This is a genomic window from Mycobacterium sp. TY815 (genome assembly GCF_030755135.1).
GTDB lineage: Bacteria > Actinomycetota > Actinomycetes > Mycobacteriales > Mycobacteriaceae > Mycobacterium.
This window is the reverse complement of the sequence record NZ_JAUFRX010000001.1, coordinates 2,562,256-2,588,711: the sequence shown is the minus strand read 5'-3', so window position 1 is coordinate 2,588,711 and position 26,456 is coordinate 2,562,256. Positions and strand designations below refer to the sequence as shown.

The following is a 26,456-nucleotide window of genomic DNA, read 5'->3' as shown; positions in this document are numbered from 1 at the left end:
ATGCCCGACGTGAAATCGCCGCCTGTGAGTGGACTTTGGAAGAACTGCACAGCGTGCGGAGAACTGAAGTCGTTCGATGAGTTCTGTGTGAAGTCGAATCTAGCCAGCGGGTACAACGGAAGGTGCAAGACCTGCGTCCGCCGGATCGAAGACCTTCGGCTGTGGGGAATCACTTACGAAGAACTGCAAGCTATTTACGGCACGGTATGCAACCTGTGTGGCCGCGACGAAACGGTGGTCGACAACAGAAGCGGCCGCCTGCACCGGCTCTCAGTCGATCATGACCACCGTTGCTGCAAGCACGGTTGCAAGGCGTGCATTCGCGGTCTTCTCTGCCGCACCTGCAACTACCAACTGGGCGTGCTCGAAGCACGTCCCGACTGGCTCCGCAAGGCGCTCGAGTACCTGGGGCACGACGCATCTTGGGTGGTGGACTAGTTGGCCGATTACAACCTCGGTAGGGCTTATGGAAAAATTGAGATCGACTACTCAGGTGATGGCGCGGATCGGGCGGCCGAAGGTCTCGACAAGGTCATCGTTTCGTCGGAGAAGGCTGATACGTCGCTGTCGAAAACGCAGCGGACGCTGTCGGATACCGACAAGCAGATGCAGACGTCGGGGAACTCGGCGAAGGCGTACGAGGCGCGGCTGAACGAGGTCCGTCAGGCCAGTGAGAACGTCGCGCAGGCGGAGCGTAATCACCAGCAGGTGCTGCTGAACTCGAAATCCACGATGGACGACATTGAGCGTTCCTACAAGCGGGTTGAGGAAGCCAAGCAGCGGCACGTGCAGGCCACCCGCGATGAGCGTGACGCGCACCGGGTGCTGCATAGTGAATTGAACATTGGGCACCGGGCTATGGGAGCGTTCCGTGACCTGATTCCTAACGTGAGTTCGCGGTTGACGCAACTAGGTAACGCGCAGACCGACGTTGCGAATAAGTCGAACGCGCTGGCGAAAGTGCTCGGGATTGCCGGAAAAGCCGTTTCAGTGCTTGGTCCGGAGGGCAGAGCTGCAGGTGTTGGCCTTGAAGTGCTGTCGAAAAGCGCATCGGGTGGCGCTGACAATTTTCAGCAGCTCGGTTCGGCGGTTTCACGTAGCGGAGAGCATCTGCGGAATTTCATCCGTGATATCGCGAAGTTCGAGATGTCTTTCGCGAAAATCTCGGGGTTGACACTGGCGTTGCCGTCGGTGGGCGGCCTGGCCGGTCTGGGCGGCGCGGCCGGCGCGCAAGGCATCATCGAGATCGTCGACGCGGTGCGGCAACTGTCGGGTGTGCTGGGGTTGCTGCCGGCGGCGATTTCGGGTGCGGCGTTCTCGATGGGCACGTTGAAGATCGCTTTCCACGGCGTCGGTGACGCGCTGAAAGACATGATGGACTCGGACCCGAAGAAGTTCCTTGAGGACATCGCGAACATGGCGCCGGCGGCGGCGCAGTCGATGCTGCAGATCGCGCAGTTCCGCGACATGTTCAAGGCCGGTGCGGGCGCGATTCAGCAGTCGTTCTTCGAGAAGATTGCCGCCGACATCGCCCCGTTGATTCAAAACTGGTTCCCGGCGGTAACGTCGGCGATGTCGCAGGTGGCTGGTATTTTCGGCGATTTCGCGCACCAGTTCGCGGGGATTTTGCAGCAGCCGGCGACGATGGCGGCGTTCACCACATTCACCGACAACCTCGCGGCGGGTTTGAAGGCGTTGCAGCCTGCGATCGCCCCGCTGATGGGGGTGTTCACGCAGTTGGTGACGGTGGGGTCGTCGTTCTTTCAGCAGATCGGCGGCAACATCGCGCAGTTGGCGCAGCAGTTCGGTGACTTCATCAACCGGTCGGCGGCCAACGGGTCGTTGCAGGCGTGGATTCAGACCGGTATCAACGCGTTTGGGCATCTGGTGAACATCGTGGAGAACGTGGCGTCGGCGTTCAACACGGTGATGACGATGGCCGACCGGTTCGGCGGCGGCGGGCTGCTGGGATGGTTGGACAAGGTGACGGCGGAGTTCGATAAGTGGACGCAGTCCGCTGAGGGCCAGCAGACGCTGACGAATTTCTTCCAGACGTTGCGGACGGCGACTGATGCGTTCGTGCCGATGCTCAAGCCGTTGGTGCAGGGGTTGGCGTCGCTGGGTGAGGCGTTCGTGAAGCTGGGCATCGGGATCGCGCCGGGCTGGCAGACGTTCTTCGACACGTTCCGTGATTCGATGGCGCAGCTCGGCCCGCAGATTGTGGCGATGGCGCCGGCGTTGAACACGTTCCTGACGGGGATGGCGCAGGCGTTCTCGCAGTTGATGGCGCAGGTTGGGCCGCAGTTGCCGCAGATTTTCCAGACGTTGGCGAACGCGTTCGTGGCGTTGTTGCCGCAGTTGCCGCCGTTGGTTGATGCGTTCCTGCGGCTGGTGCAGAACGTGGGCCCGCAGTTGCCGACGCTGTTCCAGGCGGTCACCGACGCGCTGAATGCTTTGGTGCCGCTGCTGCCGGTGATCATTGAGCTGACCCGCGAATTCGTTTCGGTGATAACGAAGTTCGTTGAAGTCATCGGCTCCGTCATCGACGGCATCCGCGGCCTGAATGACGCGTTGGGGAAGGAGTTGCCGCAGGCGATCCGCGGGATCTGGGACACGCTCGGCAACTTCTTCAACGACCTGCCGAATAAGGCTATGGACTGGGGTAAGAACCTGATCATGGGACTTATCCGGGGGATCACGGATAGCAGCGTTTCCGGGCTACTTTCCGGTGCGCTCAGTGGCGTTGCCAGTCTGATTCCGGACTTCTTGAAGACACGGTCGCCAGCCAAACGCGGCCCTTTGCATGACACTTCGCCTAACGAGATGGGGGAGCGGCTGGTTGGCAATCTGGCCGCAGGCATGGTGTCTGCCCGGGGCGCTGTTGAGGCGGCGGGCGCTTCGACCGCAGAGGCCGCTTCGGGGGCCATGTCCGGCGCAGGAGCGGGCGCGGGCGGGCGGCGCGCGGCGATCGCCAGCGGTGCTGACGGGCTCGGCGGGGCGCTGCTGCCCGACAACATCGCCAACGCCGACACCAGCATCCTGTCCGCGTATCTGCGGCATGAGTTCCCCGAGAACCGCGGCCTGAAGGGTTTGGCGAAGGATCTCGGCGCGTTGGTGCAGAGTTTCCAGTCGGGCTCGAATTTCCTGATGCAGTACGGCATTCAGCAGGTGATGCAGACGTTGACGTCGCTGCCGGGCGGTAATCAGCAGACGTGGCGGAAGATGTCTCCGGAGGCGTTCGCCCGCCAGCAGACTGAGGATTTGATGCGTAAGGCGGGGCAGCGGGGCCCGTCGTGGAACGACGTCCTGGGCACCGGCGGGCCGGCGGGTGGTTTGGCGGGGCATTTGGCGCCGATCGACGTCACCGCGTCCTCGTCGAAGGAGCAGATTCAGCAGGCGATCATCGCGGCGGGGAAGGCGCGCGGCCTGGACGACGCGGCGATCCAGACCGCGCTGGCGGTCGCGGCCGCCGAATCCGGTTTCAACCCCACGATCCCCGGTGGCGTGCAGGGCAGCGCCGGTCTGGTGTCTGGGTTGTTCCAGCAGTCGCCGTCGTCGGGGTGGGGGACGTTGGATCAGGTCAACGACCCGAAGTATGCGATCAACGCGTTCTATGACGCGTTCACCAGGGAGTTAGCGAAGAACCCGGGTAATCCGCTGTTGGCGGCGGTGTTGACGCAGAACCCGCAGTTGGGGTCCGGCGCTCAGGGCTCGAAGTACATGCAGGACGTGATGAACCAGCTCGGGCTGGCGAAGCAGATCATGGGTCAGCAGCCGACGTGGCCGCAGGTGACTGGCGGTGCTGGTGCCGGCCCGGCGCCCACTGTGCCGCCGATCGCTGCACCGGCGGCGGGTTCGATCGCGCCGAAGGGCCCGCTGACGTACGTCGCGGAAGCCAAGGGCTGGGTCGACGGCAACGGCACCGTGTTCTCCGATCAGGGCGGCAAGAACCCGACCGGGCAGCAGTGGCGGGGCCCGGGGAAGTTGGGGCCGCTGGCGGCCGCTGGCGGCGCAGCCCCGGCACCGCCCCCGCCCGCCGCGGCGCCGCCTGCGGGGCAGGGCGGAATCGGGCTGAACCCGGCCTCGCAGGCCACGCGCGTTCCGAACGCGCCGAACGTTGAGGCCGGTATCCGCGCGATCGGCGGCCTGCCCACCTTGTACCCAACCACCGGTCCGAACGCCTATCAGGTGCCGGCGTGGGCGCAGCAACTCGCCGCCGCATTCAACCTGACTGCGTCGACCTACGCCACCGGCGGCAGCCTGCATCAGATGGGCTACGCGTTCGACTTCAACGACCCGGCCGCACCCAATGGGCCGTCGGCGAACAAAGAAGCGTTCGCGAAGTTCATCATGGCGAACCTGCGGGATCAGACGCTGCAGTTGATCTATCGCGGTAGCCAGGATTACGGCATCGCCAGCGGGCAGGTGCAGGGACAGGGTCAGTATTACACCGGCAGCGGCGGCTATCAGGAACATACCGATCACGTGCATTGGGGCACAGACGTTCCCGTGCTGCTGAACGGCCAGGTGCCGCCCGGGTCGATGCTCGGCGCCGCGACCGGGCTCGGCGCGGGCAGTGTCACGCTGCCGGGCGGCCGTCAGCTCGATCAGCTCGTCGATTCCAGCGGCAAGACGATGACGATCAACCAGCAGCAGTTGCAAGCCTATCTGCAGGGAAACCCTGCGCTCGCCGCTCAGATCAACTCCGCGCAAACCCCCGGCGCCGGTGACCAGGCGGTGCTCGGCGCGCTCACCGGCATCGACACCACCATCGCCGGGCTGCGCGCACAGGACGCCGTCGGGAACCAGAACCTGATCCAGTCGTTGCAGTCGACGCAGCAGCAGATCGCGCAGAGCCAGGGGTTCGCGCAGGGCCCGAACTCGATGCAGGTGTTCTCGCAGTTCATGGGTGGGGCGTCGAACGCGGTCAGCAGTGTCCTGCAGGCCGTTCAGGGCGGGCTGGATTCGATTGCGGCGACGCAGGATATCGCTGACCGGCTGGTCTACGGGGTGCGGAATACCGAAGACGTGAACAAGATCATCGACGACGTGCAGAAGTACATCACGTTCGCCTCGCAGGTCGCCCAGGCCACCGGCAGCGTGTTGTCGATGATCGGCGGCCTGGTCGGTGCGGGCGGCTCGGGTGACCCGTCGGGTGGGTCGCAGGGCGCGGCGATGGCGTTGTCGGCGGCGGGGCAGATCGCGCAGATGATCTCGGGGATTCTGCAGGGGGTGAACGCGGCGATCGACTTCGGTCAGCAGGTGTATCACATCGCCGGAACCTACGTTGGCAGGTTCTTGTCGCAGTTGACCGCCGGAGGGCTGGGGACGCCGCTGATGGGTGATGTTCGGTTCCTGCTGAACAAGAACACCGGGCAGTTGATCTCCTACAGCCAGGACAACCCGGGGAATCAGAACGTGCAGAACGTGCCGTCGTGGCTGAATCAAACCTACGACTACAACGGGAGTGGTAATGCGAATCCTGGTGTGGGGCAGTTGAATATCTATGCCGGTCCGGGCCAGTCGCCGCATGACATGATGTCTGAGGCGATGTGGCTGGTGAACTCTGGCGCCACCGCTGGCGCCCTGTCCCCGGCGAACTTCTGATGGCTTCCAAGAATCTGGTTCGCGGGCAGTGGCAGATCGGTGATCTGGTGATGGGTCCGGGCACGCAGTACGACGTGATGCCGCCGAAGATCGGCTCCTACAACGTGCAGAACCAGGACACCCAGATTCCGTTGTCGGACACGATGCTGTTCGGGCAGGACACATTTCAGGGCGGGACGTTGACGTTCAAGATCGGGGTGAAGGACAACGCCCCGGTCCGGTACATGCCGAACACGCTGCCGGCGGATTTGGTGACGAAGGCGTCGAAGCTGCTGGGTGTGTTGCAGGGGGAGTGGAAGGCCGACGAGGTCAAACAGCAGTTCGGCGCGGCGAAGGCACTGATCCACTGCGACCGCTACGGGGTGACGAAGCAGATCTGGGGTCGGCCGCGGAAGTTCGAGTACACCCCGAAGACGCAGACGAGCCTGTGGCGGACGGTGAACGCGGAGTTCGTGCGGCTGGACACGCTGTGCCACGCCGATAGTGAGACGTTGGCGTCGCTGACGGTGGGCGCGGATCCGGTGTTCTATGCGACGGGCGGTGACGCCCCGGCGTGGTTCCGGGTGCTGCTGATCGGGCCGCAGTCGCATCCGATCGTCAATGTCGGGAACAACGAAATCGAGCTGGACCTAGACATTCTGGCCGGGGTGACGGTCGAGGTCTCGAGCTATCCGTGGATGCGGCGGGTCGTCGACTCGAACGGTGTGAATTGGCGGAACGCGGTGATCGGGGCGACGAAGTATCTGGACCAGTTGCGGCTTCCTGCGTCGTCGCCGGTGGCGATGTCGTGGGAGGCGTCGTCGACCAGCTCTGCGAGTAAATGCTTGGTGTTGTGGCGCGACGCCTACCACACCATCTGATCGAATTATTCACTCTCACTTGATTGTTGGGGTAGAAGCATGGGTTTATCGAATTCTGCGATGGTTGACGGGGCGAACGGTATCCGCTCCAACCTGGGCGGTGCGCAACTGCACACCGCCAACCCGGGCACCGGTGGGGCGGCCAGTAAGTCCAGCGCCGGGATGGAAGTGCCGTCGTGGACGTCGCCGACCGCCGACGGAGACTTCGGCCTGGCCGCGCCGATGGTGTTCGAAGGCGGCACACCAAACGGACCCGTCACCTGGATTTCTTTGTGGTCCAACACATCCGGCTCCGGAGTGTGGAAGGGCAACTTCGCGCTGACCGGGGACAACACGTTCGACTCCAACGGCGTGATCACGATCGAAACGTTCGACCTGAACGGCTCCGCCACCTGACATGACGTCAGCCACCGCTGCCGGCGACTACACCTTCACCGGCAGCGTCGCCGCGCGCCGCCCAGCCAACGCCCAGGCCGCCGGCACCTTCGCGTGGGACGCGAACGTAGTCGGTATCAGCACCAAACACGCAGGCACGTCCGGCACCTTCACGTGGACGTTTCTGGAATCCGTCGCCGAGAACGGTGTGTTCCTGCCCGAAGACGACCGGTGGCGGATCAGCGTCCAAGAGTCCCGCGGCGCCCGCGAGTTCGTCACCTACGACCTGAACGTCACGAAACTGCGGATCACCCGCGCCCTGTCGGGCCCGTTCGATCTGCAGTGCGACGTCAACCCGAACGACCCTTCGGCGGCCGGGATCTACTTCAAGCCGTGGCGGCAGCTCATCCACGTCGAGAAGATCATGCAGGGCAAGCGCCGCCTCTGGGGGACCGGGATCGTGCAGCCGTCCGATATCGACGAGAACACCGGCGTCCTTCAACTGAAAGCCAAGGGATTCTCCTGCTACCCCAAGGGAATTCCGTGGCTCGAAGACCTGAACTGGTTGGCGAACGACGTGTACCGGCCGGTCGTGGAGATCTGGCGGCACCTGCAGAAAGATTTCCCCAACGGTGACCTTGGTGTCGAGATCTATCCGACGACCGCGGGTGTGGAGATGCTGCCCGGGTACGCGTTCGACGGTGACCTGCTGAACCTGAACTTCTTCGCCACGTTAGTCCGCCAAACAGACCGCCTGGACTCCGGCGACTACATCGACGCTCTGGCCCGCGACGTCCCGTTCGACTATGTCGAGCAGTCCGCGTGGAACACCGACCGCACCGACGTGGTGAAGAAGATCAAGCTGGGCTATCCGCGGCTGGGTGTGATTCAGGAGAATCTGGCGTTCATCCTGAACGAGAACGTGATTTCGGCGAAGCCGCACACCGAATCTCAGGTCGACTGGGTGTCTGACGTCGGCATCACCGGCTACTTCCCCGGCCAGGAGTATTCGTCGAGGTTGGCGAATGCGGATCCGGATCGGCTGCGCCGCTACCTCGACGAAGACACCGCGTTCATCGACTCCAACGAACGCTCCGCGGCGTGGGCGCACCGGCGTCTCGCGCGCCGGCAGACGCCGCCGTATTGGGAGACGATCACGATCCTGCCGAACCATCCGAACGCGCCGCTGGGTTCGTTCGATGTCGGCGATTCGATCATCGTCAAGGGCAACATGCCGTGGGTCGGTGAGGTCGCCCAGTACCACAAGGTCATCGCGATCACCGTCGACACCGAAAAGGGTGTGGTGCAACTGACTTTGAAGGCTGAGGGCGCGTTCAACTACGACCCGATCTTCTTCCCGTCCGGTGTCACGAACATCATCTTCAACTCGGCGTTCGACCTGAATCTGAACGGCTGGACGCCGACGGGGCCGGGCTGGTCGCACGACGACGCGCAGGGCGCGAACCGGCTCGGCTCGGCGACTGTGCACGCCGACGGCGGCCACCACGACCTGATGACGCAACCGTACGGCTTGGCGCCGTTCCAGATTTTCCCGATGGGGGTGTCAGTGAAATGCGCGAACGGCGTATCCAGTGGTGGGGCAGTGCAATTGGTGGCGCAGTTCTACGATGAGGACGACAACCCGACGACGGCGTTCCTGGTTGGCGCGGTGAGCGGCAACGGGCAGATCCCGTGGACCAGGTTGGCCGGTAACCTGCTCGCCCCGACCGGCGCCGCCTCGGTTGCGATGCGCCTGCACGTCGACGCGGCGATGACCACCGGCCAGGTCTGGTTCGACGACGCGAGCATCCAAATATGACCCGGCCGGGGTTCGGCGGCCGCCCCTACAGCGGGCAGGAGTCGCGGGCACTCACCTCGATCACCGACTCCCCCGGGATCGGGCAGGACACCGACTTCACCAGGTTGCTGCAGCAGCACGACGCGCAGATCAAATACCTTGCGGGGAACCAGAAGAAGCTGCAGCAGGGCGTTAACGAGGCGACGCAGAACCCGATTCAGCAGTTGCAGCAGTTCATCGCCGACGTCATCGTCCTGATGGGCGGCGGGCAGCTCGCCGAAGGGCTACTCGACTTCGGCGACCTGCAATACATCCTGCCCACGCTGGGGGCGCTGTTCGGGCTCGGCGACGGCCCGTTCCCGCTGTCGCTGTTCGAGGCGGCGGAACGGTTCTTCCTGGGCTACGTGGTTCCGACTCGGCAGTTCACCGACGTCATCAACAACATGATCGGCGCCTGGATGCAGGTGTTCGGCATCGACCCGAAGTTCGTGAAGGACACGAAGGCGTTGCTGACGGCGGTCGGTGATCTGTTCGACGGGCTGGCCGGGCTGATGCCGTCGATCAATGAGCTGTTCGGGGCGCTCGGTATCACCGCCGCGGGTTTGGGTCCGTTGGGGCTGGTGCTCAAGCCGATCATCGACCTGTTCTCTGGTATCGACTTGGCGCGGTTCGGCAACGCGATCGAGTTCATCACCGACGCGATCGACCCGTGGATCGTGCAGTTGACGTCGATCATCAACTTCCTGAACGAAGTGGTGCGCGTGCTCGGCGCTGGCGGGGACGTGTTGAATTCTCCGCTGCCCCAGTTGACGGTGCCGTTCCGGAACCTGATGCAGTTCCTCGGCAACGTGCGGCTTGGTGTTGAGTCGTTCAACCCGATCCTTGCTGCGCAGCAGTTCATTTCGCGGCTCCTGATCCCGGCCGGGTCGATCAGCAACGTGCAACCGAACCTGCAGGTCGACCCCGGGTTCGACGATTCGGAATCGCTGGGTGATGATGGGCCGGCGTGGACGCGGGAATACCCGGACCCGCTGATCACCGACCCCGACTTCGTGTGGGATCTGATCGGGCACACTGCGGACGGGTCGGCGACGGTGCATGCGACCGGAACCGAACACGGCCTGCAGGGGTCGGTGGTGCCGGTCGAGGCGGGGCAGACGTTCGACCTGGCGGCGTGGGTGACGTGGACGGGGGTGTCCGCGACGGGGTCGCCGTTCGCGCTGCAGGTGTTGACCGACACCGGGGCGATCACCGATGTCGCGGCCGTCGCGTCGCCGGGCGCGTCGGGCGGGTGGGCGCAAATCGCCGGTTCTTACACGGTGCCGTCGGGTGTTGAGACGATCCGGATCCGCCTGTGCGTGAAGGATTCCGCGTCGGCGGGGCAGGTGTGGTTCGACGACGCCACGATCCGCCGGACGTCGCTGATGCAGAAGGGGTTCATTTCCGGGCTGGTTGATGATCTGACGGAGATCTTCGCGAATTTCGCGGCGATGATCGACGGGATACTCGGCACGGGGCACACGTTCGGGCAGTTGGTCACGTTCATCTCGTCCGGTTTGTCGACTGCGGCGACGGTGGCCGACAACCTCGGCGCGATGCTGTCGGACCTCGGCCTGTCGACGCTCAATCAGTTGGGGTCGCTGATCGGGAACCTCGACACCGGGTTAGCGGACGCCGCGACTGCGATCAGCGACGTCGGCGACGATATCGCGGCGTTGCTTTCCGGCGCCGGCGAAGCCACGACGGCCGCGTTGGGTGCGCTGATCACGCAGCTCGTCACGATGCTCACCCAGATCTCCGACATCTTCAACGGCACCGTCGTCACCCCGGTCAACACCACGGTTTCCCAGGTGCAGGAATGGTTCAACGCCAACGTCGCCTACCTGGCGAACATCCCGAACACCGCCGTGCAAGGTTTGACGGGGTTCGGCACCAACATGGGCAACACCGTCCAGGCTCTCACCGATGGTGTGTGGCAGGGTTTGCGGGCGTTCCTCGGCATCCCGTCTGGTGTTGCGCCGCCGCAGGTGTCGACCGCGGCGCAGCAAGTCCGCACCGACCTGAACAACGCCTCCGACATCGCCGCGACCGCGGCGGCGTTCCAGGCCAAACAATCCATCTCCAAGCAGTCGTATCTGTCGATCGACCCTTCCGCGGATCCAGTGTTCCCGCTGTCCAACATCAACGGCGCATCCCCGACAACTGTCGCGGTGACACAGACGAAAAGCGTCATGGGGGTCATAGGGCTACCTGATAACGGTTTGAAGAAATCTGTTGTGTGGCTTGGTGGTTCGCTCACCGGTATCACCGGCGTCTATGTCAACATCTACAAAGTGAACACCACGACAGGGGTGTTCACCCGCACGCACCGGTCGTTAAACATAATCGGGTCGCTGACGAGCCCCCTTCCGGGCTACAGCTACGGCTGGCAGTTCTACAACCTGCCGATGACCGACTTCTTCCCCACACTGCAGGGGGAATGGTACGTCGCCGAAATCCAGGTAACTGGAACCGGCACATACAACATCGTTGGGGTCAGCAACGCGTGGATGCCGGCGCACACCAGCGTCTACCCCAAGGGTTTAGGCGCAACCCGCAACAGCGACACTCGGCCCACCGTTCGCACCGTCGGCACCTTCGCGCTTGGCGGAACAGGTGGAATTTCCACAGCCTCAACGACATTAAACGTTGCGGCAGGCGATTACATCGTGGCAGTTACCAGCGCCCTGGTCTTCAAGGTGACTGGGCTCCAAGCGTATTGCAACGGTGTTGCTATGACGCAACTGGGAGCGGTTGCCCAGTATGGGCCGTCTGGTGGGACCGCGGCGTATACCCAAATCTGGGGTATAACCCAGGCAGCGGCAGGAACCACAGGCTCTGCTGTTTCCGTATCCGCGACATGCACTGGCGCATCAGCCAACATCTCCTGTGAGGCAATGACTTTGGTGGGTGTCTCGTCAGTTGGCGCCGCTAGTTCCACCACCGGAGCCGTGGCAGCCGGGGGTACCATGACAAAAGCAGCGCCCGTAACCCCCTCCAACACAACGATTGTCACCGGATTCACCTCTTGGCAGGCTGGCAGCATAGACAACTTTGGTGGAGGTACCGTCCGGGGGGCTACTTCTAGCAATAACATCATCATGGGAGACGCGGCGGGGACAGGCGCGGCCTTCAACCAAACAGCTAGAAACGTCGGCGGGAGTCAGACGTACAACTGGGGCGCTGTGTCCGTAGTGCTAAATGGAACGGTTGGCTCGGCCCCTAGCTCGATCGCTGTCCCCGTATATGACGCAGCCGTGCCGTGGATTTCTCTGGCGGGCGGCGCCGGCCGCGCGCAACACCTACCCGAGACAGCCGAATTCGAGACCGCCGGAACATTCACCTACACGGTTCCGTCCTGGGTCCAAGACGGCGACTACATCGACATCGTCCCCATCGGGGCCGGGGCAGGCGGGGACTACTGGGGGGTTCTGGCGTCGCCAATACAAGGGGGAACAACGAACCCCGCGTACCAGTACGGCGGCCTAGCCGGTTCATGGAACCCGGTCCGGCTCAGGTACGGCGACGCTTATGACATCCCAACCGGCACAACATCATTCTCGGTGACGGTGGGCGCACCCGGGGCAGCGGCCCCCGCCGTACACGCAACTCACACTCCCCAACACGGCGGCGCCGGGGGCAATACCACAGTCACAATCCCTGGCCACCCAACAATCACCGCCGCTGGTGGCGCCGGCTCCGCGCCATCGGGCGGAAGTGGGAGAAGCCCGGGAGATGTGGTCTTCCAAGGAGTCAAATACTTCGGCGGAGCTGGCGGCACCTCCTTACCTGCGGGGCCAGGCTTAGCAACCAGTCCCGGCGCTGGTGGAGCGCGCGGAGTATCGACCCACAACCAATACGAGAACTCGGATTACAACTCCACGCCTGGCGCTCCCGGCGCCTGCTACATCACCGCAGTCCAAGACTCATAGGAGACGGCTATGCCGATGCTGATCACCCCGAAAGAGCCTGTCGAGACGAAGGCATACAAGATTCCGGAAGACCTTCCCGACCTGGCGAAGGTGTGCACGCCCCTAGGATTCACCCTCGCGAACAAGTGGTATCTCGACCCGTCGCCGTCGGCACCTGATCACATCCTGTGCGCGGTCACGCTGCGCCCGACCAACGGTGTGGCGACCGACCAGAACACGCTGAAAGCCACTGAACAGGACTGCATCACGTGGGACGGCATCAACTTCGTCGTGAAACCTTACACGGAAGTCGCGGCGGTCTACGACATCAAGGACGCCCCGCCGGAGCCGGACCCGGTACCACCGACACCGGCTCCGGAACCCGAGCCGGAGCCGACACCAGACCCGGATCCCGAACCGACACCCGAACCGGCGCCGGAGACCGGGCCGGAAGACCAGGGGCAGCCATGACGAGCTGCGCCGCCACCGACGGATACCACCTCGGCCGCGCGCACGGCCGACTCACCATCAACCCCACACCAGCACCGGAAAGTCGTTGCGTGCGCTGCGGTTACCCCTGCCGAGATCACCTGCCGTTCCGCTACTGGATCCGCCCCTACCTCATGCACCTACTGCCCGCACGCATCGCCCGCTGGCTCCGGCCGCTGCGGCGATGAAAACGAAAGGCTCCTGATGGCGCGTCGCACTGTCTACGGAAACAACTGGTCATCAAACGGATGGCCGATGGTCGACGAAGGCTCCTGCACCTGGGTCACCGTCCCCGGCACTGATGTGAGCCTCCAAATCCAGAACGGGCAACCTCTCCAAATCCTGCGGGCGTTCGCCGCGGACTTCAACGCAGAAGTCGAACCACTCCGTGACGCCGACTCGGCGTGCTGGACACCCGGCAACTCCGTCGCCGATTCCAACCACCTGTCCGGCACCGCAATGGACCTCAACTGGAACTCGCACCCATTCCAGATCGCCGACGCCGGCTTCGACCAGGCGAAGCGGGCCAAGGTCCGCGAGCTTCTGAACTGGTACGAAGGCACGATCTTCTGGGGCAACGACTGGTCAGATCCCAAGGACGCCATGCACTTCCAGTTGGCGTCGCTCGCCAACGGCGGGAACATCAACACCTACGGCAACCCGTTCGTGGACGACTTCATCAACCGGAAGATCCGCCCCGACGGCTTCTCTGCCCGACGCGGTTCAACACCCGCCGCGCCGTCGGTGTTGACGGTCCCGCTCGTCCAGAACGCGAACGGCACATGGACCTCCCCAAATCCTGCCTGGGCACATCTCATCATGCGCGAATCGAGCGGCAACCCGACCATCATCCAACAGATCATCGACGTCAACTCCGGCGGCAACGAAGCAGAGGGGCTGTTCCAGATCACCCCGAGGACGTGGCGGGCGAACAACGGCACCGAGTTCGCGCCGAGCGCCCGGTTTGCGACTCCACAGCAGCAGGCGATAGTCGCCGCACGCATCTTCACCCGCAACCCCAGCGGGTCAGATTGGGGCGCTGGACTTCCCGGGCGAGAAGACCCGAAGCAACTCGCCGCCGGCCTCGTCCCACTCACCACCCCCGCAACGAAAGGCCCGCTCATGGCACTCACCGACGACGAACAGACCGAACTCCTGACCAAGGTCCGCTACATCTTCGACCAGCTCGGACCCAAACACCCCGACTGGGGGCCGGACTCGTCAATGGGCGCCTACCCCAACGGCGACGAAATGACCTTCCGCGATGGCGTGGCAGAACAGAAGCGCGACGTCGAAAAGCTGCTCGCCGCGATCACCGCGCCGGGCGTAGCCGTCGTAGTGCTGCAACAGCCAGCGGACAAGTGATGCCCGAACTCAAGATCGGCAGCCAAGGTGCTGAAGTCCTCCGGTTCTACGACTACTTCACCCGGTGGGCCAAGTCGTATGCGAACCTGCTCGGCAAGCGTGACGGCTACTACGGCAACGACGAAGCCCGGTTCACGTCTGAGTTGCAACGCCGCCTCGGGCTGCCGATCACCGGCCGCTTCGGCGACGTCGAAGCCAACCGCACCGGCTACCGCTGGACCGGCACCGCCACCCCGCCGCCCGCGCCGGTGTACCGGAAAATCTGGCTGTACTCCGCGCCCGGATCCGGCGGCAACTGGGACCAGGGCCCCTCGTTCGACCTGGGCAACCGCTGCAAAGACGTGCTGCACATCAACCACCAGCCCATCTCGTTTCAGAAGGGCGGCTATCTGGGGTTCATGGGCGGCGACCCGACGTACTCCTACGTCGACGTGACCTACGACCAGTACAAATCGCTCGAATGGCTGCTCGACCACAACCCCGACATCAACGACCCCGACGTCGAACTGTGGTTCTCGGGCTACTCGCAGTCGGCGGACGGCATGGAAGACGCACTCGAGATCTTGTTCGGCGACGGCGGGTTCCGCATCCCGAAGACCGGCGAAGTCGTGGGACCCGGAAAGTATCGGCACCTACGGTCGCGGATCAACGGGCTGGTTCAGTTCGGCAACCCCTCGACCAAGGGAACCGGTATCGCGCGCAAGGTCCGGCCGGCGTGGCTGGACGCGCTAGTTCGGAACGTCAACTACGACAACGACTTCTATGCCGTCGCGCTCGACGCGATCCGCCCGCCGATGTACGCGATCATCGTCCAGGCCGAGATGGAGCTACCGTTCTTCGTCCACGTTCTGCGGCTGGCCGCGCGCATCATCCCCGACTGGCTGACGTTCCTCCCGATCGGCGGAATGCTCGGCGGGATCGGCGGCGCGTTCGGGCCGGTGGCGCAGCTGTCCGTCGGCGCCATGACCGGACTCGGCGGCAACCCCGCGCTCGGGCAGCTGATGGGCATGGCCGGCGGCGCCGGAGACACGAAAGTCGACGACGACCTTTACAACCTGCTCAAGCCGACCGGCGTCCTGTCCAACATTCCCGGACTGAGCACGCTGATCGGCGCGCTGCCCGGTCTGCAAGCGCACGGTAACTACCCGTTCGATCCGGTGATGATGGACCGCGCTTACGACCACATCGCCGGCTTCCGCCGCTAGTTCCCCACCCGACCAGGTTCAACAGCGAGCCTGGCCCCCGCATCTCCCGAGAGGAATAACCCGCATGAACCTCTCATCCGTGAAGGCGTTCTTCACCACACCGTTCTTCAACTACGGGCGCGCGCTGCTCTACGTCGCGATCCCCGCCTGGCTGTACCAGCTCGTCACCGATGGGCGCTTGTCGCAGGACCGCGCTGATCTGGTGATCGCGGTCGTCCTCGCCGCGATCGGGCCCGCCCTAGCCGCCGTGTTCGCCCCGAACGGCTGGCGCACATGGCTATTCGGACTCGCCACACCCATCCAAGGCTTGCTGGTCGGCATCGGCGGCATCTCCCACAACGCCCTCGGAATGCTCGTCATCGCACTACTCGGCGCGTTCATCACGTCCGGATTCGCGGCCGCCAACGTCCGCCGAACCGAAACCACCACACCCGACACCGGCGCGGTGGTCGCAACGAACCAGAACGCCAAACTGCGCAACTGGGACGGCGACATCACCAACCCCGATGCCTGAACGCAACGTCAGCCCAGACCACCTCCGCACCGGACTCTGGCTGCTCGGCCTATTCCTCGCCGGATGGGCCACCCTCGCCGCCCTACTCACCGCACCCGCCAACTCACTCGTCGGCACCGCAGCCCAAACCCTCGGCGCACCCCACTGGCTGTTCCCCGCAGCCCTCGCATGCGTCGCCGTCCCCCAGGTCATCGGCCACACCCTCCGATTGAGCCGCATCGTCATCACCGGCGACATCCTCGGCGGCACCGTCTGCGCCGGCGCGGCCAGCGTCCTCGGCGGCAACGCCGCCATCGCCGCACTCAACTGGGGCACCATCGCCGCGATCTTCCTACTCCACGCCGTCATGCTCTCTCAAAGGCAGACATCGTGAAGCGGCTCCTAGCCCAATTCTGGGCCGCCATCGACGCCGAAACGATCGCCGTGTTCCAGGCCGTGTTCGGCGTCGCATTCATCCTCTGCGGCTTCAACGGCATCTTCTTCTCCGCCAGCCAACCCCCAATCACCCTGCGCGGCCAGCTCGACCACGAAACCGCAACCCTCTGGTACGGGCTGCTACTCGCCGGCACCCTGGTATCGCTCATCGGGAAAATCATGCGCGGCCGCCTCACCTACACAGGCATGCTGCTCCAGTTCGTCGGCGACCTGATGGTGTTCCTCGCCCTGCTGGCCTACATCTCCGGAACCGTCCAGGTCGAACCGTTCGGCACCGGCGGCTTCGGCTCCTACGCCGCCAGCGCCCTCTGCGCCTCCGCCGGACTGTTCATCACCCGCGACGTCCGCCGCCTCATCGGCATCGAAAAGCTGGTTCGGAGATGAGCGTCGCCGACACCCTGATCAACGGAGCAACGGGTGCTGGCGGCGCCGGGATCGTCGTCGCGATTGTGCAGGCCGTGTTCTCCTACCGCGGGAAGCGCGCGGAAGCCGCCCGCACCGAATCCGAAACGTGGATCAGCGAATCCCGTGAAGCGTTCCAGCGGCTCGAGGACCAGTGCGACGACTGCAAAAAGGAACTGGCCAAAGCCAAGCGGGAGCACCGCGACGAGATGGCGTCGATCCGCCAGCAGCACACCGACGAGATCAACGCCATGCGGGAGGTGCTTGTCGATTTCAAGATGGCGCTCATCAAACGCACCGACGTCGTCGACGAACTCCTGCCCTACGTCGACGGGCTCCCCGAAGACAAGCTCCGCGAGTTCCGCCGCGAAAACCAGGCCGTGAAATTCGCCATCATCAGGGCCCAGCCATGAGCCGGATCATTGTGAAGTTGCAGCCCACCGACATCGCGTGGATCGTGCTGATCGCCTACGTCCTCGGCGTGAACATCACACTGACGGAGCAGCTTTCGATGGCGATGGACCGCTATCTGAAGTCGCACCGATGGACCTTCGAAGCGGTGCTGTTCGCGGTCTACGCGCATCTCTCAAACAAAATCCCAGACCGATTCGATCCGATCCATCTGCTGTTCGTCGCACTCGTCAAGGCACTGCGCCGACACCCACGCATCACCGTCGTCATCGACGACTGAACCCGCACAACAGAAACGCCCCCGGCCGCGAGGCTGGGGGCGCTTTCGTCGTTCCTACGGCAGCAGGATTCCGCTGACACCCATCCGCCCGTTCGGAAAGATCCCCGGGAACAGGTTCGGGATCCCGCCACCAACACCGCCCGGGCCACCAATCCCCGGCATCGAATCAGGGAACCCCGCCTTCGCGTCACCACCGGTGCCGCCGTCCCCGCCCTGACCGAACAACACCGCCGAGCCACCGAAACCACCCCAGCCACCCATCCCGTTACTCAACCCGACCCCACCCGTGCCGCCGGTGCCGCCGTTACCGAACAACCAGCCGCCCTGCCCGCCGCTGCCGCCCGCGCCGGCGCGGAACTCCACCGGAGTCGGGACACCGTTCTTCACGATGATCACCTGACCGGACGGGCCACCGGTGCCGCCCGCGCCGCCGTTGCCGATCGTGCCGCCCGCACCACCAGTACCCCCGGAGCCGCCGATCCTGGTCGCATCGCCGCCCCGGCCGCCGTTGCCCCACAACAGGCCACCCGCCCCGCCGTTCGTGCCGTTCCCGAACGCGTCGGTGTACCCGTTGGCGCCGTCCCCGATCAACGGACGCCCGAGAAACGTCTGGAACGGGCTGTTGATGACGTCCAGCAGCGGCTGCAGCGGGTTCGCCGCCGCCGCCTCAGCCGACACATACCGGCCCACACTCGCGTTCAGCAGCCCCACGAACTGATCATGGAACGCCGCCACATGAGCAGAGGCAGCCTGGAACGCCTGCCCGTGCGAGCTGAACATGGTTGCGATCGCCTCCGACACCTCGTCAGCCGCGGCCGCCAGCACACCCGTCGTCGGCGAGCTGGCCGCCGCCGCCGCATCGCTGACCGCCGACCCGACCCGCGCCACGTCCGCCGCCGCAGACGAAACGAACTCCGGAACAATCCCGAACGACATGTCTCTTTTTCCCCCGGTCAGTGCTTGATTGGTTGAGTGGGCGACCAATGATCAGCCCCACGTCGGCTCCGCAGCCGCGGCCGGTCCCCGAAAACAGCGCGCGCCATCAGGCTACGGTGATCGTGATCCGCCCGGGCCAGAATCGCTGAACGCCTCCGCTGCCGCCGATCAACCCACACCGCACACGAAACGATCAGCAGCGGCACGAAGAACCACGGATGCGCGAGCGTCACCGACACGGCGGAGAGAAGCAGCGGGACCGCGATCACCGCAGTCGCGGCCGGGTGACGTTCCGCCCACGACTTCCTGTCCGTCTCGTAACCACACCGCGGGCACTCGTGCTTCATAACTCAACCTCACAGCACTCTATCGTGTACGGGCTGACCGGCCCAGACGCAACGTAACCCCCGGGCACCGAAACAGTACAGACCCAACTGCCCTCACCATCGCGGATGACGAGGTCGTGGCCATCGCCGTACAACAGCCAATCCGCCCAGCGGGACAGAAGACCGCCGACCCAGTCGCGCAAACCGCTTGCAGGCTCACACGCGTTCATCGATTGACACCGTCAATGCGACGCGTGACCGTCCTGGTCTTTTCCAGTCCACTGCAGTCCGCCGCTGCCGCCCTACTCCCGGATAACTGCTGCTCAGCAGGCCTTTTGTGGCGGGGGATAATATTTTCGAGTCCCCTTAGCTCCACTCATTTGCACAGGGACCGTCTGTTGCGCAGCTAACGGCAGTCTTGACGACTTTCGCTATTCGAGCGTTTGTGGAACACCTGAAGGCCCCACGCTGACGCTCCCCAATGCGCAGAGCCGGCTTCCCCACATGGCACGTTGATAAGCCGGACGCGCAGATCGTCCGAGCAGGTCAGCGGCGCGCCAGCCAGTCGGCCAGCCGCATGGTGCCCAGTTCGGCGTCATCGTCGGTGACGAGCGTCGTGTCGTCTACGTGCAGCCCGGAGTACGTCGCCGACGGGTCGTCGACTACATCGAGCGTTCGGCTCTGATGGAGCAGGACCGCGCGGGCCATGTCGGCGAATGAAATTTTCTGCGGGCCGCCGATGTTGTGGATGGCGTTTCGCGATTGGCCCGTCGCGATGCGTGCCAGGATCGCCGTGACCTCGGCGGAGTCAATGGTCTGTATCAGAGCCACCGGTGCGCGCACCTCGTCGCCGACGGTGAGCGATTCGGTGATGGATTCGGCTAGTTCGTGGAACTGTGTGGCCCGCACGACCGTCCAGGGAAGTCCCGAGGTCGCGGCCGCGCTTTCCTGTGCAACCTTGCCGCGCAGGTATCCGGCGTGAGGCGCCATTACGTCCGCGCCGACGATCGACAGGACGACGTAATGTCCGACCCCGGCCTTGGCGGCGGCGGCGGACAAGTTGGCCGAAGTCTGCATGAAGAACGCTTCGGAGGAGTCTTCGGGAGTGGGGGAGTTGATCACGTCGATGACGACGTCGGCGCCGACGAGGGCATTGTCAAGGCCGTCGCCGGTGAGCAGGTCGACGCCGGAGGAGCGGGACACTTCGGTGACGTCGTGGCCGGCGTTGCTGAGCAGGGGGACGAGTTGGCGCCCGATCAGACCGGTGGCGCCGACGACAGTGATCTTCTTCGCTGGTTCACTCATTGCCGCTTGATCCTCCTTCTAGTGCAGGCGGTCGAATGTCTTGGAGGAGTCGGTCGTTGGCTTTTCCTAATCGAGCCGTTGCCGCCAGTTCCGTTCACCGCCATGCGCTGTTCTCCCCCCAAGGCAGCATGACATCTAGCACCGACAGCGCTCCGCGCACCCGGCCAAAGCGCATGACCGACTGCTGATGGGTCGGATCTAGCCGACTGGGTTCCCTGCTATCGGCACGTTTGTTGCAGGACGCCGGAGGCCTGACCGACCTCAGCTGGCCTCATCGATGTGGCCACCAACTCTTCTCACGTAACAGCGTGGCGATGGCAGGCACAGTGACGGTTCGGACGACGAAGGTATCCAGCAGAAGGCCGCAACCGATAATGAACCCCGCTTGCATCATCATGCCGACTGATCCGATTATCATGCCGAACATGCTGGCGGCGAAGATGATTCCCGCCGAGGTGATAACGGACCCGGTGTTGGCGACGGTGCGCAGGACGCCGACGCGCATATTGCTGGTCGTTTCCTCGCGGAGTCGGGATACCAGCAGCATGTTGTAGTCGGCACCGACGGCGACCAGCAAGATAAAGGCCAAAACCGGTACGGGCCAAGCGATGTCGTGGCCGAACCCATACTGGAACACGAGAAGTCCCAACCCCAGGGCGGCGAAGTAGTTCAGCACGACGGTGCCCAGCAGGTAGAGCGGGGCGATCAAAGCGCGCAACAGCAGAATCAAGACGATCCCGACGACCAGCAGGGTAGCGGTGGCCAGGCGGACGAAGTCGGTGGACAGCAGATTTTGCAGGTCGGAGTTCACGGCGGGAAAGCCGACCATGGAGATCACAGTGTTCGCCAGCGACGTGTTGGGCCTGGCGGCGTTGGCCGTGTCGACGATGGTGCGGTTCAAGGCCATGGCGTCGGCCGAGTAGGGATCATAGGACGAGGCGATGGCGAACCGGGCCGTGCGCCCGTCAGGAGACACGAATTGGCGGGCCAAATCGCCAAATCGGCGGTCGCCGAATGCATCTGGTGGCAGATAGAAGCCAGAGGCGGCGTCTGATCCGGAGGTAGCGCGTGCAGAGTTCTGCAGCTGGGTGGCGATCTGGCTCATGCCGCCAAGCAGTTGGATGTTGCTGTCGGCCAGGGTGTGAACTCCGGTCGCCAGTGCCTGGGCGCCGAAGGCGAGACGGCTGACGCCGTCTTGCAGGCGGTGGATGTTGCCGACGAGGTCCGCGGGGTTCCCTGCGGCGCCGAGGGTTTGTTGCATGGTGGTGGCGGCGTTTTCGATGCCGGTGAGCGTGCTGGCCAGGGATGTGTTCTGGCTGAATTGGTCGCTCAGGCCGACGATCTGATCGAAGAATCCGCCGTTGCGCAGCGTGACGAGTGCCCGGGTTTGGTCGCGCAGCTGCAGGCATTCGGGGGTAGTGGCACACCACGCAGAGGTGTCGAGGCTCTGGACCAGGGGCTCGATGACCGCAATAGCGGTCGCGGCTTGTTCGGCCAGTGGCCGCAGTCCTCCGGCGCTGCGCGCGGCTTGATCGAGACCCGGCGCGGTGGCGTTGAGTTGTTGCAGCAGGGGACGGGCGTTCTGCAAATTCTGGCCGGCGTTTTGGGCTTGGCTGAGCAGGCCGGTCAGCGGAGCCAGTGCGCGCCGTAGCGTGGTGTCGAGTTGCCCGAGGCCGGCAGCGAGTTGGTCGGCTCCATTGGTGAGCTTGGCGAGGTCGTCTCGGTGGGCTTGTCCGTCGGCGACCGCACCAGCCATTCTGTCGCCGATTTGTCCGTTCTGCCATGACAATTGCGCTTCGTCGAGCCGTTTTCCGGTGGGGCGGGTGACGCCGGAAACACGCTTCACGCCGGGGAGTTGCGCGACCCGGGACGCCAGTTCGTCGAGGTCGGCGAGGCCCTTCGCGGTGCGCATGTCGGTACTGGATCGGACGAGCAGGAACTCGTGGATGGCGGTGTCTTTGGGGAAGTGCCGGTCTAGCAGCTGGTACCCCAGGTTGCTACCGGTGCTTGCGGGTTGGCCTGCCCGGTCGTCATAGGTGATCCGCATCCCGGCCACGACGCCGGCCAAAGCCAGCAACGCCACTACGCTGGCGGCCAGCATTCGGCCCGGCCGCCGCACCACCACGACCGCAACACGGTTCCAGTACCGGCGGGAGAGGTCGGCGCGGGGCTCGGCGATACCTCGCTTGGCGGCGAGTGCCAACACCGGCGGGAGCAGCGTGACGGTAGCCATAAATCCGAGCAGCACGGCCACAGCGCAAGCCGGGCCGACACCCTTGAAGGCACTGAGACGGGCGAACACCATTGCGGCGAACGCCAGCGCGACGGTGGCTGCTGAGGCCAGGATGACGCGTCCGATGCTGCCGCACGCGTGGGCGATCGCCTGTTCCGGGTCGACGTTTTGTCGTCGTTGTTCGTGGTAGCGGCTGAGGAAGAACACGGTGTAGTCGGTCCCGGCGCCCAACAGGATGGCAACCAGGAAGGCGATGGTGAATTGTGAGACGGGCACACCGAGTTGACCGAGCGCCGAGAGGACACCGCGGGCGACGGCCACGCTGACGCCAATGACCAGCAGCGGTAGCAGTGCGGTGAACACCGATCGGTAGACCAGTAGCAATATCAGCGCGATGAGAACGGCGGTGACAACCGAGACGATCAGTGCGTCGTGCTCGCCGGCGGCGATCTGATCGTGAAACGTCGCGGCGGGCCCGGTCACATACGCGGTAGTCGGAGATCCGTGGAATACCGAGGCGACGGTCGCGCGCACGGCGTCGACCGACGCGGCTGACTTGGGGTCGCCGAGTGTGCCCGCGATCCCGACCGGAAGGAACCACGCTTTCTCGTCTGTGCTCACCGCGCCGGTTCGGGTGACGGGGTCAGCCAGGAGATCCTGTACCAGCAGGACGTGCGCTTGATCGGCGCGCAGCGCGGAAACAACCGTGTCATAGCGCTGCCGTGCCGACGGGGTCAAACCTGCGGGGTCTTCCATTGCGATGACGACCGTGGTCTTGGCGCCCCGCTCGTCAAACGCGGCCGCCAGTCGTCGACGGCGCGAAACGACGCGACGTCATTGGGCAGCAGCTGTACCGACTGGTGACGCACGACCGTCTCCAACTGGGGGAAGACCACGTCCAGGATGACCGCCGCACCGATCCACGCCCCGATCACCAGCGCTTTGTGCCGCAGGGCGAATGCACCCAGCGCCGCGAGGCGAGCGCTGTACTCACCGGTGGATTCACGCAGCGGGCTCAGGCCCGTCGGGCCACTTCGGGGCGAATCAAGGGTTGTCCTCCCGTTTGACCGCATCACGCCAAACCGCCGGCAATGAGCCGAACTTCGACCTCCGACGTCGGTGCTTCAGCTGGGGGAGACGCGCGCAACGCTGGCGGGTCTTGGAGCGGCTGGTCATCCCGTGTCATTGTCGACCCCCCTGATGGTGAAGTACTTCACCAAAGTAATTGGTGATATTCTTCACCAAATCGGCGCGGCAATGCAAGCCGTGTCCGCAGAGTTAAAGGAGCGTCGACGCGTCGATGAGCATCCATCGCGGCCGAACTGCCGATCAACGGCGTGAAGAACGTCGCCGGCAACTCATGGAGGCGGCCCTCGACGCGATTGCCGAACACGGTGTGAGCACCCTACGGGTACGCGCCATCAGTGCACGTGCGCGACTCAACGACCGCTACTTCTACGAGAGCTTTCCCGATTGCCAGGCGCTACTTCTCGCCACTTTCGATGACCAGTTCACCCGCGCACTGACCGGAATCATGGGAACGGTCGCCGATTCGCCACCCGAACTGCAACCCCGCGCGAAGGCCGTCCTCGAGTTCGTGTTGGCGTTCATCGACGAGGATCCGCGGCGACCACGGCTGCTGATCGAGCTGCAGACCGCCGAGGCGCTTGTCGAACGGCGCCACGAGATCATCGATGTCCTCGTTCAGATCATGGTCGGCCAAGCACGCGCACTACTCGGTGACGCCGCCGGAACCGACGAAAACCTCAGACTGACGGCGTTGACCGTCATCAGCGGTCTACTTGAACTCGTCACGCAGTGGTATCGACACCAAATCAGCGTCAGCCGAACCGAACTCATCGAATTCATCACTGCCCTCGTCGTGACGACCACGGACATCAGCGGGAAGCTGGGGCGTCAACTCAAGCCGCGGCGCAAAGGAAAATCGGGGCCGGAAAGCACTGGCCAGCATTTGATCACGTGACCGTCGTTCGGAGCGACGGTCACCCTGGGCGGCGGTTGCCGCCGTCGTCGGGGGTGGCCAGTTTGGCGAGGGTCTGAATCTCGCTGTCTCGGTATGGCTTTCCGTCAGGGTGGATCAGGTCTTGAAACCAGGTCTGGGGATCCGTCGTGTACGGATGATCCCATGAGTCCCAGGGCAGGTAGGTCTGGGTCTTCCCGGCGACGAGGCCCCAATTGATCGCACCTACGTTGGGGTTCAAGCCCCCCTTAGCTCCACTCACAAAAACCCGAAGTCAGATCCTTCGGGTTTTTTGCTGCGCCGGAATTCGTGAGGTGGTCAGCTGATCTGACGGTGCATACCGTCGTCATCCCCCGAGGCAGCCTTCCAAGCCGCTCCCCGCAACCCGCTACGACAGGGTGGGGTTAGGCTCAGGTCAGCCCATGACTCAACGCAGGATCTATCGAAAGCCATGATGTCCGAGGACCAGACGAAAGACGTCCCGCCGGATCGCCTCTCCATTGATCCGCGCAGCCCGTTCTATAGCGAAGAGGCCCTGCGCCGCGACGTGGGTATTCGCTTCAACGGCGTCGAGAAAACCAACGTTCACGAATACGACGTTGCCGAGGGTTGGGTGCGTGTTGAAGTTCCCACAGCCAAAGATCGCCGCGGAAATCCTATGGTCGTCAAGCTCAACGGTACGGTCGAACCGTATTTCCGCCCGGCGGAATAGCGCTACCGCCCCATCCTGGCGACCACGACGTGTCGTAGAGGTAAAGCTCACGCCGCGTCCGGTGTGAACAATTCAGCCGCCTTCCTTCGACCGTTACGCTCATTCGGATCGACACTCACCCCGGGCGGTCATCCCGGGCCGTCGGGACCGCTCAGTTTGGCGAGGGTTTGAATCTCGCTGTCTCGGTACGGCTTTCCATCCGGGTGGATCAGGTCTTGAAACCAGGTCTGGGGATCCGTCGTGTACGGATGATCCCATGAGTCCCAGGGCAGGTAGGTCTGGGTCTTCCCGGCGACGAAACCCCAATTGATCGCACCTACGTTGTAGCGCTTCGCAATTGGCAATATTCCTTCGACGGTGCTGCCGAGCGTCCGGGCCAGGTACTCGGTGCAGATCATCGGCCGCCCCAGCGGGGAGAGTTCGGCGATCCGAGCCTCGAATGCCGCTGGCCGGTCATAGCTGTGAAATGTGATCACATCGGAATTGTCCAGTTGGATATTGGCAATTGTGCTGCGGCGGTTAGGGTTTCCCCACTCGCCTTGCCACACGGCACTCGTCAAGGGCTGACTGGGATCCACCGAACGTGCCCAATCGAATACCAATGAGAGCAGGTCGGCGACCCGCTCCAGCTTGTCTTTCCGCTCGACCTTGCGGTAGGCACGCGATGGATTGTCGGGTTCGTTCCACAGATCCCAAGCCAGAATGCGATCGTCGGAGCGGAATTGGTTCAGCACTCCCGTTACGTAGTCGTGCAGCGTGCGGCGGTAGTCCAGGTCGTCGAGGTGTTGAGCCCCCGGACTTTGCACCCAGCCGGAATTGTGCACGCCGGGCGTCGGTGCGCGCTGCGGGCCCAACTTCGGGAACGGATCCCAACAGGAGTCGAAGAAGACGAAGATCGGCTTGATGCGATGTTTCGCCGCGATGGTGACAAACTCCGCCAGACGCATTCGGAAGCCCCAGGGATTCTGGGCCCAGAGCTGATCGTGCAGGAATACCCGCACCGTGTTCAGCTTGTGCAGCTGGGCCCAGCCGAGCTCGACATCGATGCGTTGTGGGTCGAAGGTGTCGGCCTGAAACATCTCGAGCTGGTTGATGGCGTTCGAGGTGATGTAGTTGGCGCCGACGGGCCAGGCCTGCGCTTGATACCAACGGTTGGCCCGGTCAGCCGACCACCGGCTCTGCTGTGCGGCGGCGCGGGGCGCGCGCGTCAGTGTGGGCCCCGCCGCCAGCAGCGCCGGCAGCTTCAGCACCATTCGACGCCGCACGAATTGA

At 64.1% G+C, this 26,456-nt stretch carries 22 protein-coding genes and 1 pseudogene; 17 read left to right on the top strand and 6 right to left on the bottom strand.

The window, feature by feature from the left end:
- The 15 genes from QXK92_RS10805 to QXK92_RS10735 all read left to right on the top strand — a co-directional run bounded on the left by QXK92_RS10805 (position 1) and on the right by QXK92_RS10735 (position 17,691).
- On the top strand, positions 1 to 438 hold the full coding sequence (locus QXK92_RS10805) for an endonuclease domain-containing protein (RefSeq protein ID WP_306241618.1): 438 nt from the start codon (positions 1 to 3) through the stop codon (positions 436 to 438).
- The gene (locus QXK92_RS10800; protein WP_306241617.1) at positions 439 to 5,607 is read left to right on the top strand and encodes a hypothetical protein; all 5,169 of its coding nucleotides are present in this window, start codon (positions 439 to 441) and stop codon (positions 5,605 to 5,607) included.
- A complete protein-coding gene (locus QXK92_RS10795) occupies positions 5,607 to 6,467 on the top strand; it encodes a hypothetical protein (RefSeq protein WP_306241616.1) in 861 nt (286 codons plus the stop codon). Before QXK92_RS10800 ends, QXK92_RS10795 begins: the two co-directional genes overlap by 1 nt.
- 60 nt (positions 6,468 to 6,527) lie before the next feature.
- Positions 6,528 to 6,863: a hypothetical protein gene (locus QXK92_RS10790; protein ID WP_133436623.1), complete on the top strand. Its 336-nt coding sequence runs from the start codon at positions 6,528 to 6,530 to the stop codon at positions 6,861 to 6,863.
- Between the two features lies 1 nt (position 6,864).
- Positions 6,865 to 8,661 carry a hypothetical protein gene (locus QXK92_RS10785; RefSeq protein WP_306241615.1) on the top strand — a complete coding sequence of 599 codons (1,797 nt, stop codon included), beginning with the start codon at positions 6,865 to 6,867 and terminating at the stop codon, positions 8,659 to 8,661.
- Entirely contained in the window at positions 8,658 to 12,611 is a 3,954-nt protein-coding gene (locus QXK92_RS10780; RefSeq protein ID WP_306241614.1) for a hypothetical protein, read from the top strand. Before QXK92_RS10785 ends, QXK92_RS10780 begins: the two co-directional genes overlap by 4 nt.
- A gap of 9 nt (positions 12,612 to 12,620) precedes the next feature.
- Entirely contained in the window at positions 12,621 to 13,061 is a 441-nt protein-coding gene (locus tag QXK92_RS10775; protein ID WP_306241613.1) for a hypothetical protein, read from the top strand.
- Positions 13,058 to 13,267, top strand: coding sequence for a hypothetical protein (locus QXK92_RS10770; protein WP_306241612.1), 210 nt, complete (start codon positions 13,058 to 13,060; stop codon positions 13,265 to 13,267). Before QXK92_RS10775 ends, QXK92_RS10770 begins: the two co-directional genes overlap by 4 nt.
- Before the next feature lie 67 nt (positions 13,268 to 13,334).
- Positions 13,335 to 14,444 (top strand): M15 family metallopeptidase, encoded by a 1,110-nt coding sequence (locus QXK92_RS10765; RefSeq protein WP_306241611.1) that lies wholly within the window; start codon positions 13,335 to 13,337, stop codon positions 14,442 to 14,444.
- Positions 14,444 to 15,649 (top strand): peptidoglycan-binding protein, encoded by a 1,206-nt coding sequence (locus QXK92_RS10760; RefSeq protein ID WP_306241610.1) that lies wholly within the window; start codon positions 14,444 to 14,446, stop codon positions 15,647 to 15,649. Before QXK92_RS10765 ends, QXK92_RS10760 begins: the two co-directional genes overlap by 1 nt.
- 64 nt (positions 15,650 to 15,713) lie before the next feature.
- Positions 15,714 to 16,163: a hypothetical protein gene (locus QXK92_RS10755; protein WP_306241609.1), complete on the top strand. Its 450-nt coding sequence runs from the start codon at positions 15,714 to 15,716 to the stop codon at positions 16,161 to 16,163.
- Positions 16,156 to 16,536 carry a hypothetical protein gene (locus QXK92_RS10750; RefSeq protein ID WP_306241608.1) on the top strand — a complete coding sequence of 127 codons (381 nt, stop codon included), beginning with the start codon at positions 16,156 to 16,158 and terminating at the stop codon, positions 16,534 to 16,536. The genes QXK92_RS10755 and QXK92_RS10750 overlap by 8 nt, the downstream gene beginning before the upstream one ends.
- The gene (locus QXK92_RS10745; RefSeq protein ID WP_306241607.1) at positions 16,533 to 16,982 is read left to right on the top strand and encodes a hypothetical protein; all 450 of its coding nucleotides are present in this window, start codon (positions 16,533 to 16,535) and stop codon (positions 16,980 to 16,982) included. The genes QXK92_RS10750 and QXK92_RS10745 overlap by 4 nt, the downstream gene beginning before the upstream one ends.
- Positions 16,979 to 17,413, top strand: coding sequence for a hypothetical protein (locus QXK92_RS10740; RefSeq protein WP_306241606.1), 435 nt, complete (start codon positions 16,979 to 16,981; stop codon positions 17,411 to 17,413). Before QXK92_RS10745 ends, QXK92_RS10740 begins: the two co-directional genes overlap by 4 nt.
- Positions 17,410 to 17,691, top strand: a complete 282-nt coding sequence (locus tag QXK92_RS10735) for a hypothetical protein (RefSeq protein ID WP_306241605.1) — start codon at positions 17,410 to 17,412, stop codon at positions 17,689 to 17,691. Before QXK92_RS10740 ends, QXK92_RS10735 begins: the two co-directional genes overlap by 4 nt.
- 54 nt (positions 17,692 to 17,745) lie before the next feature.
- Here the strand turns inward: QXK92_RS10735 and QXK92_RS10730 are convergent, their stop codons facing one another.
- The 4 genes from QXK92_RS10730 to QXK92_RS34075 all read right to left on the bottom strand — a co-directional run bounded on the left by QXK92_RS10730 (position 17,746) and on the right by QXK92_RS34075 (position 23,564).
- Positions 17,746 to 18,627, bottom strand: a complete 882-nt coding sequence (locus QXK92_RS10730) for a PE family protein (protein ID WP_306241604.1) — start codon at positions 18,625 to 18,627, stop codon at positions 17,746 to 17,748.
- An 872-nt stretch (positions 18,628 to 19,499) separates the two neighbouring features.
- Entirely contained in the window at positions 19,500 to 20,258 is a 759-nt protein-coding gene (locus tag QXK92_RS10725; RefSeq protein ID WP_306241603.1) for an SDR family oxidoreductase, read from the bottom strand.
- A gap of 271 nt (positions 20,259 to 20,529) precedes the next feature.
- On the bottom strand, positions 20,530 to 23,298 hold the full coding sequence (locus QXK92_RS10720) for an MMPL family transporter (protein WP_371934548.1): 2,769 nt from the start codon (positions 23,296 to 23,298) through the stop codon (positions 20,530 to 20,532).
- Complete coding sequence (locus QXK92_RS34075) at positions 23,226 to 23,564, bottom strand: hypothetical protein (protein ID WP_371934504.1); 339 nt, start codon at positions 23,562 to 23,564, stop codon at positions 23,226 to 23,228. The genes QXK92_RS10720 and QXK92_RS34075 overlap by 73 nt, the downstream gene beginning before the upstream one ends.
- A gap of 227 nt (positions 23,565 to 23,791) precedes the next feature.
- Here QXK92_RS34075 and QXK92_RS10715 point away from each other — a divergent pair, with 227 nt between their 5' ends.
- Positions 23,792 to 24,475: a TetR/AcrR family transcriptional regulator gene (locus QXK92_RS10715; RefSeq protein ID WP_306241602.1), complete on the top strand. Its 684-nt coding sequence runs from the start codon at positions 23,792 to 23,794 to the stop codon at positions 24,473 to 24,475.
- A gap of 19 nt (positions 24,476 to 24,494) precedes the next feature.
- Here QXK92_RS10715 and QXK92_RS10710 read toward each other — a convergent pair.
- A pseudogene (locus tag QXK92_RS10710) lies at positions 24,495 to 24,704 on the bottom strand (hypothetical protein); the annotation flags it as partial.
- Between the two features lie 222 nt (positions 24,705 to 24,926).
- Between QXK92_RS10710 and QXK92_RS10705 the strand changes: the two are divergent.
- Positions 24,927 to 25,184, top strand: coding sequence for a DUF3297 family protein (locus QXK92_RS10705; RefSeq protein WP_306241601.1), 258 nt, complete (start codon positions 24,927 to 24,929; stop codon positions 25,182 to 25,184).
- A gap of 128 nt (positions 25,185 to 25,312) precedes the next feature.
- On the opposite strand, the gene QXK92_RS10700 is transcribed toward QXK92_RS10705, so the two are convergent.
- Complete coding sequence (locus QXK92_RS10700) at positions 25,313 to 26,449, bottom strand: cellulase family glycosylhydrolase (protein ID WP_306244335.1); 1,137 nt, start codon at positions 26,447 to 26,449, stop codon at positions 25,313 to 25,315.
- Positions 26,450 to 26,456: the final 7 nt, after the last annotated feature.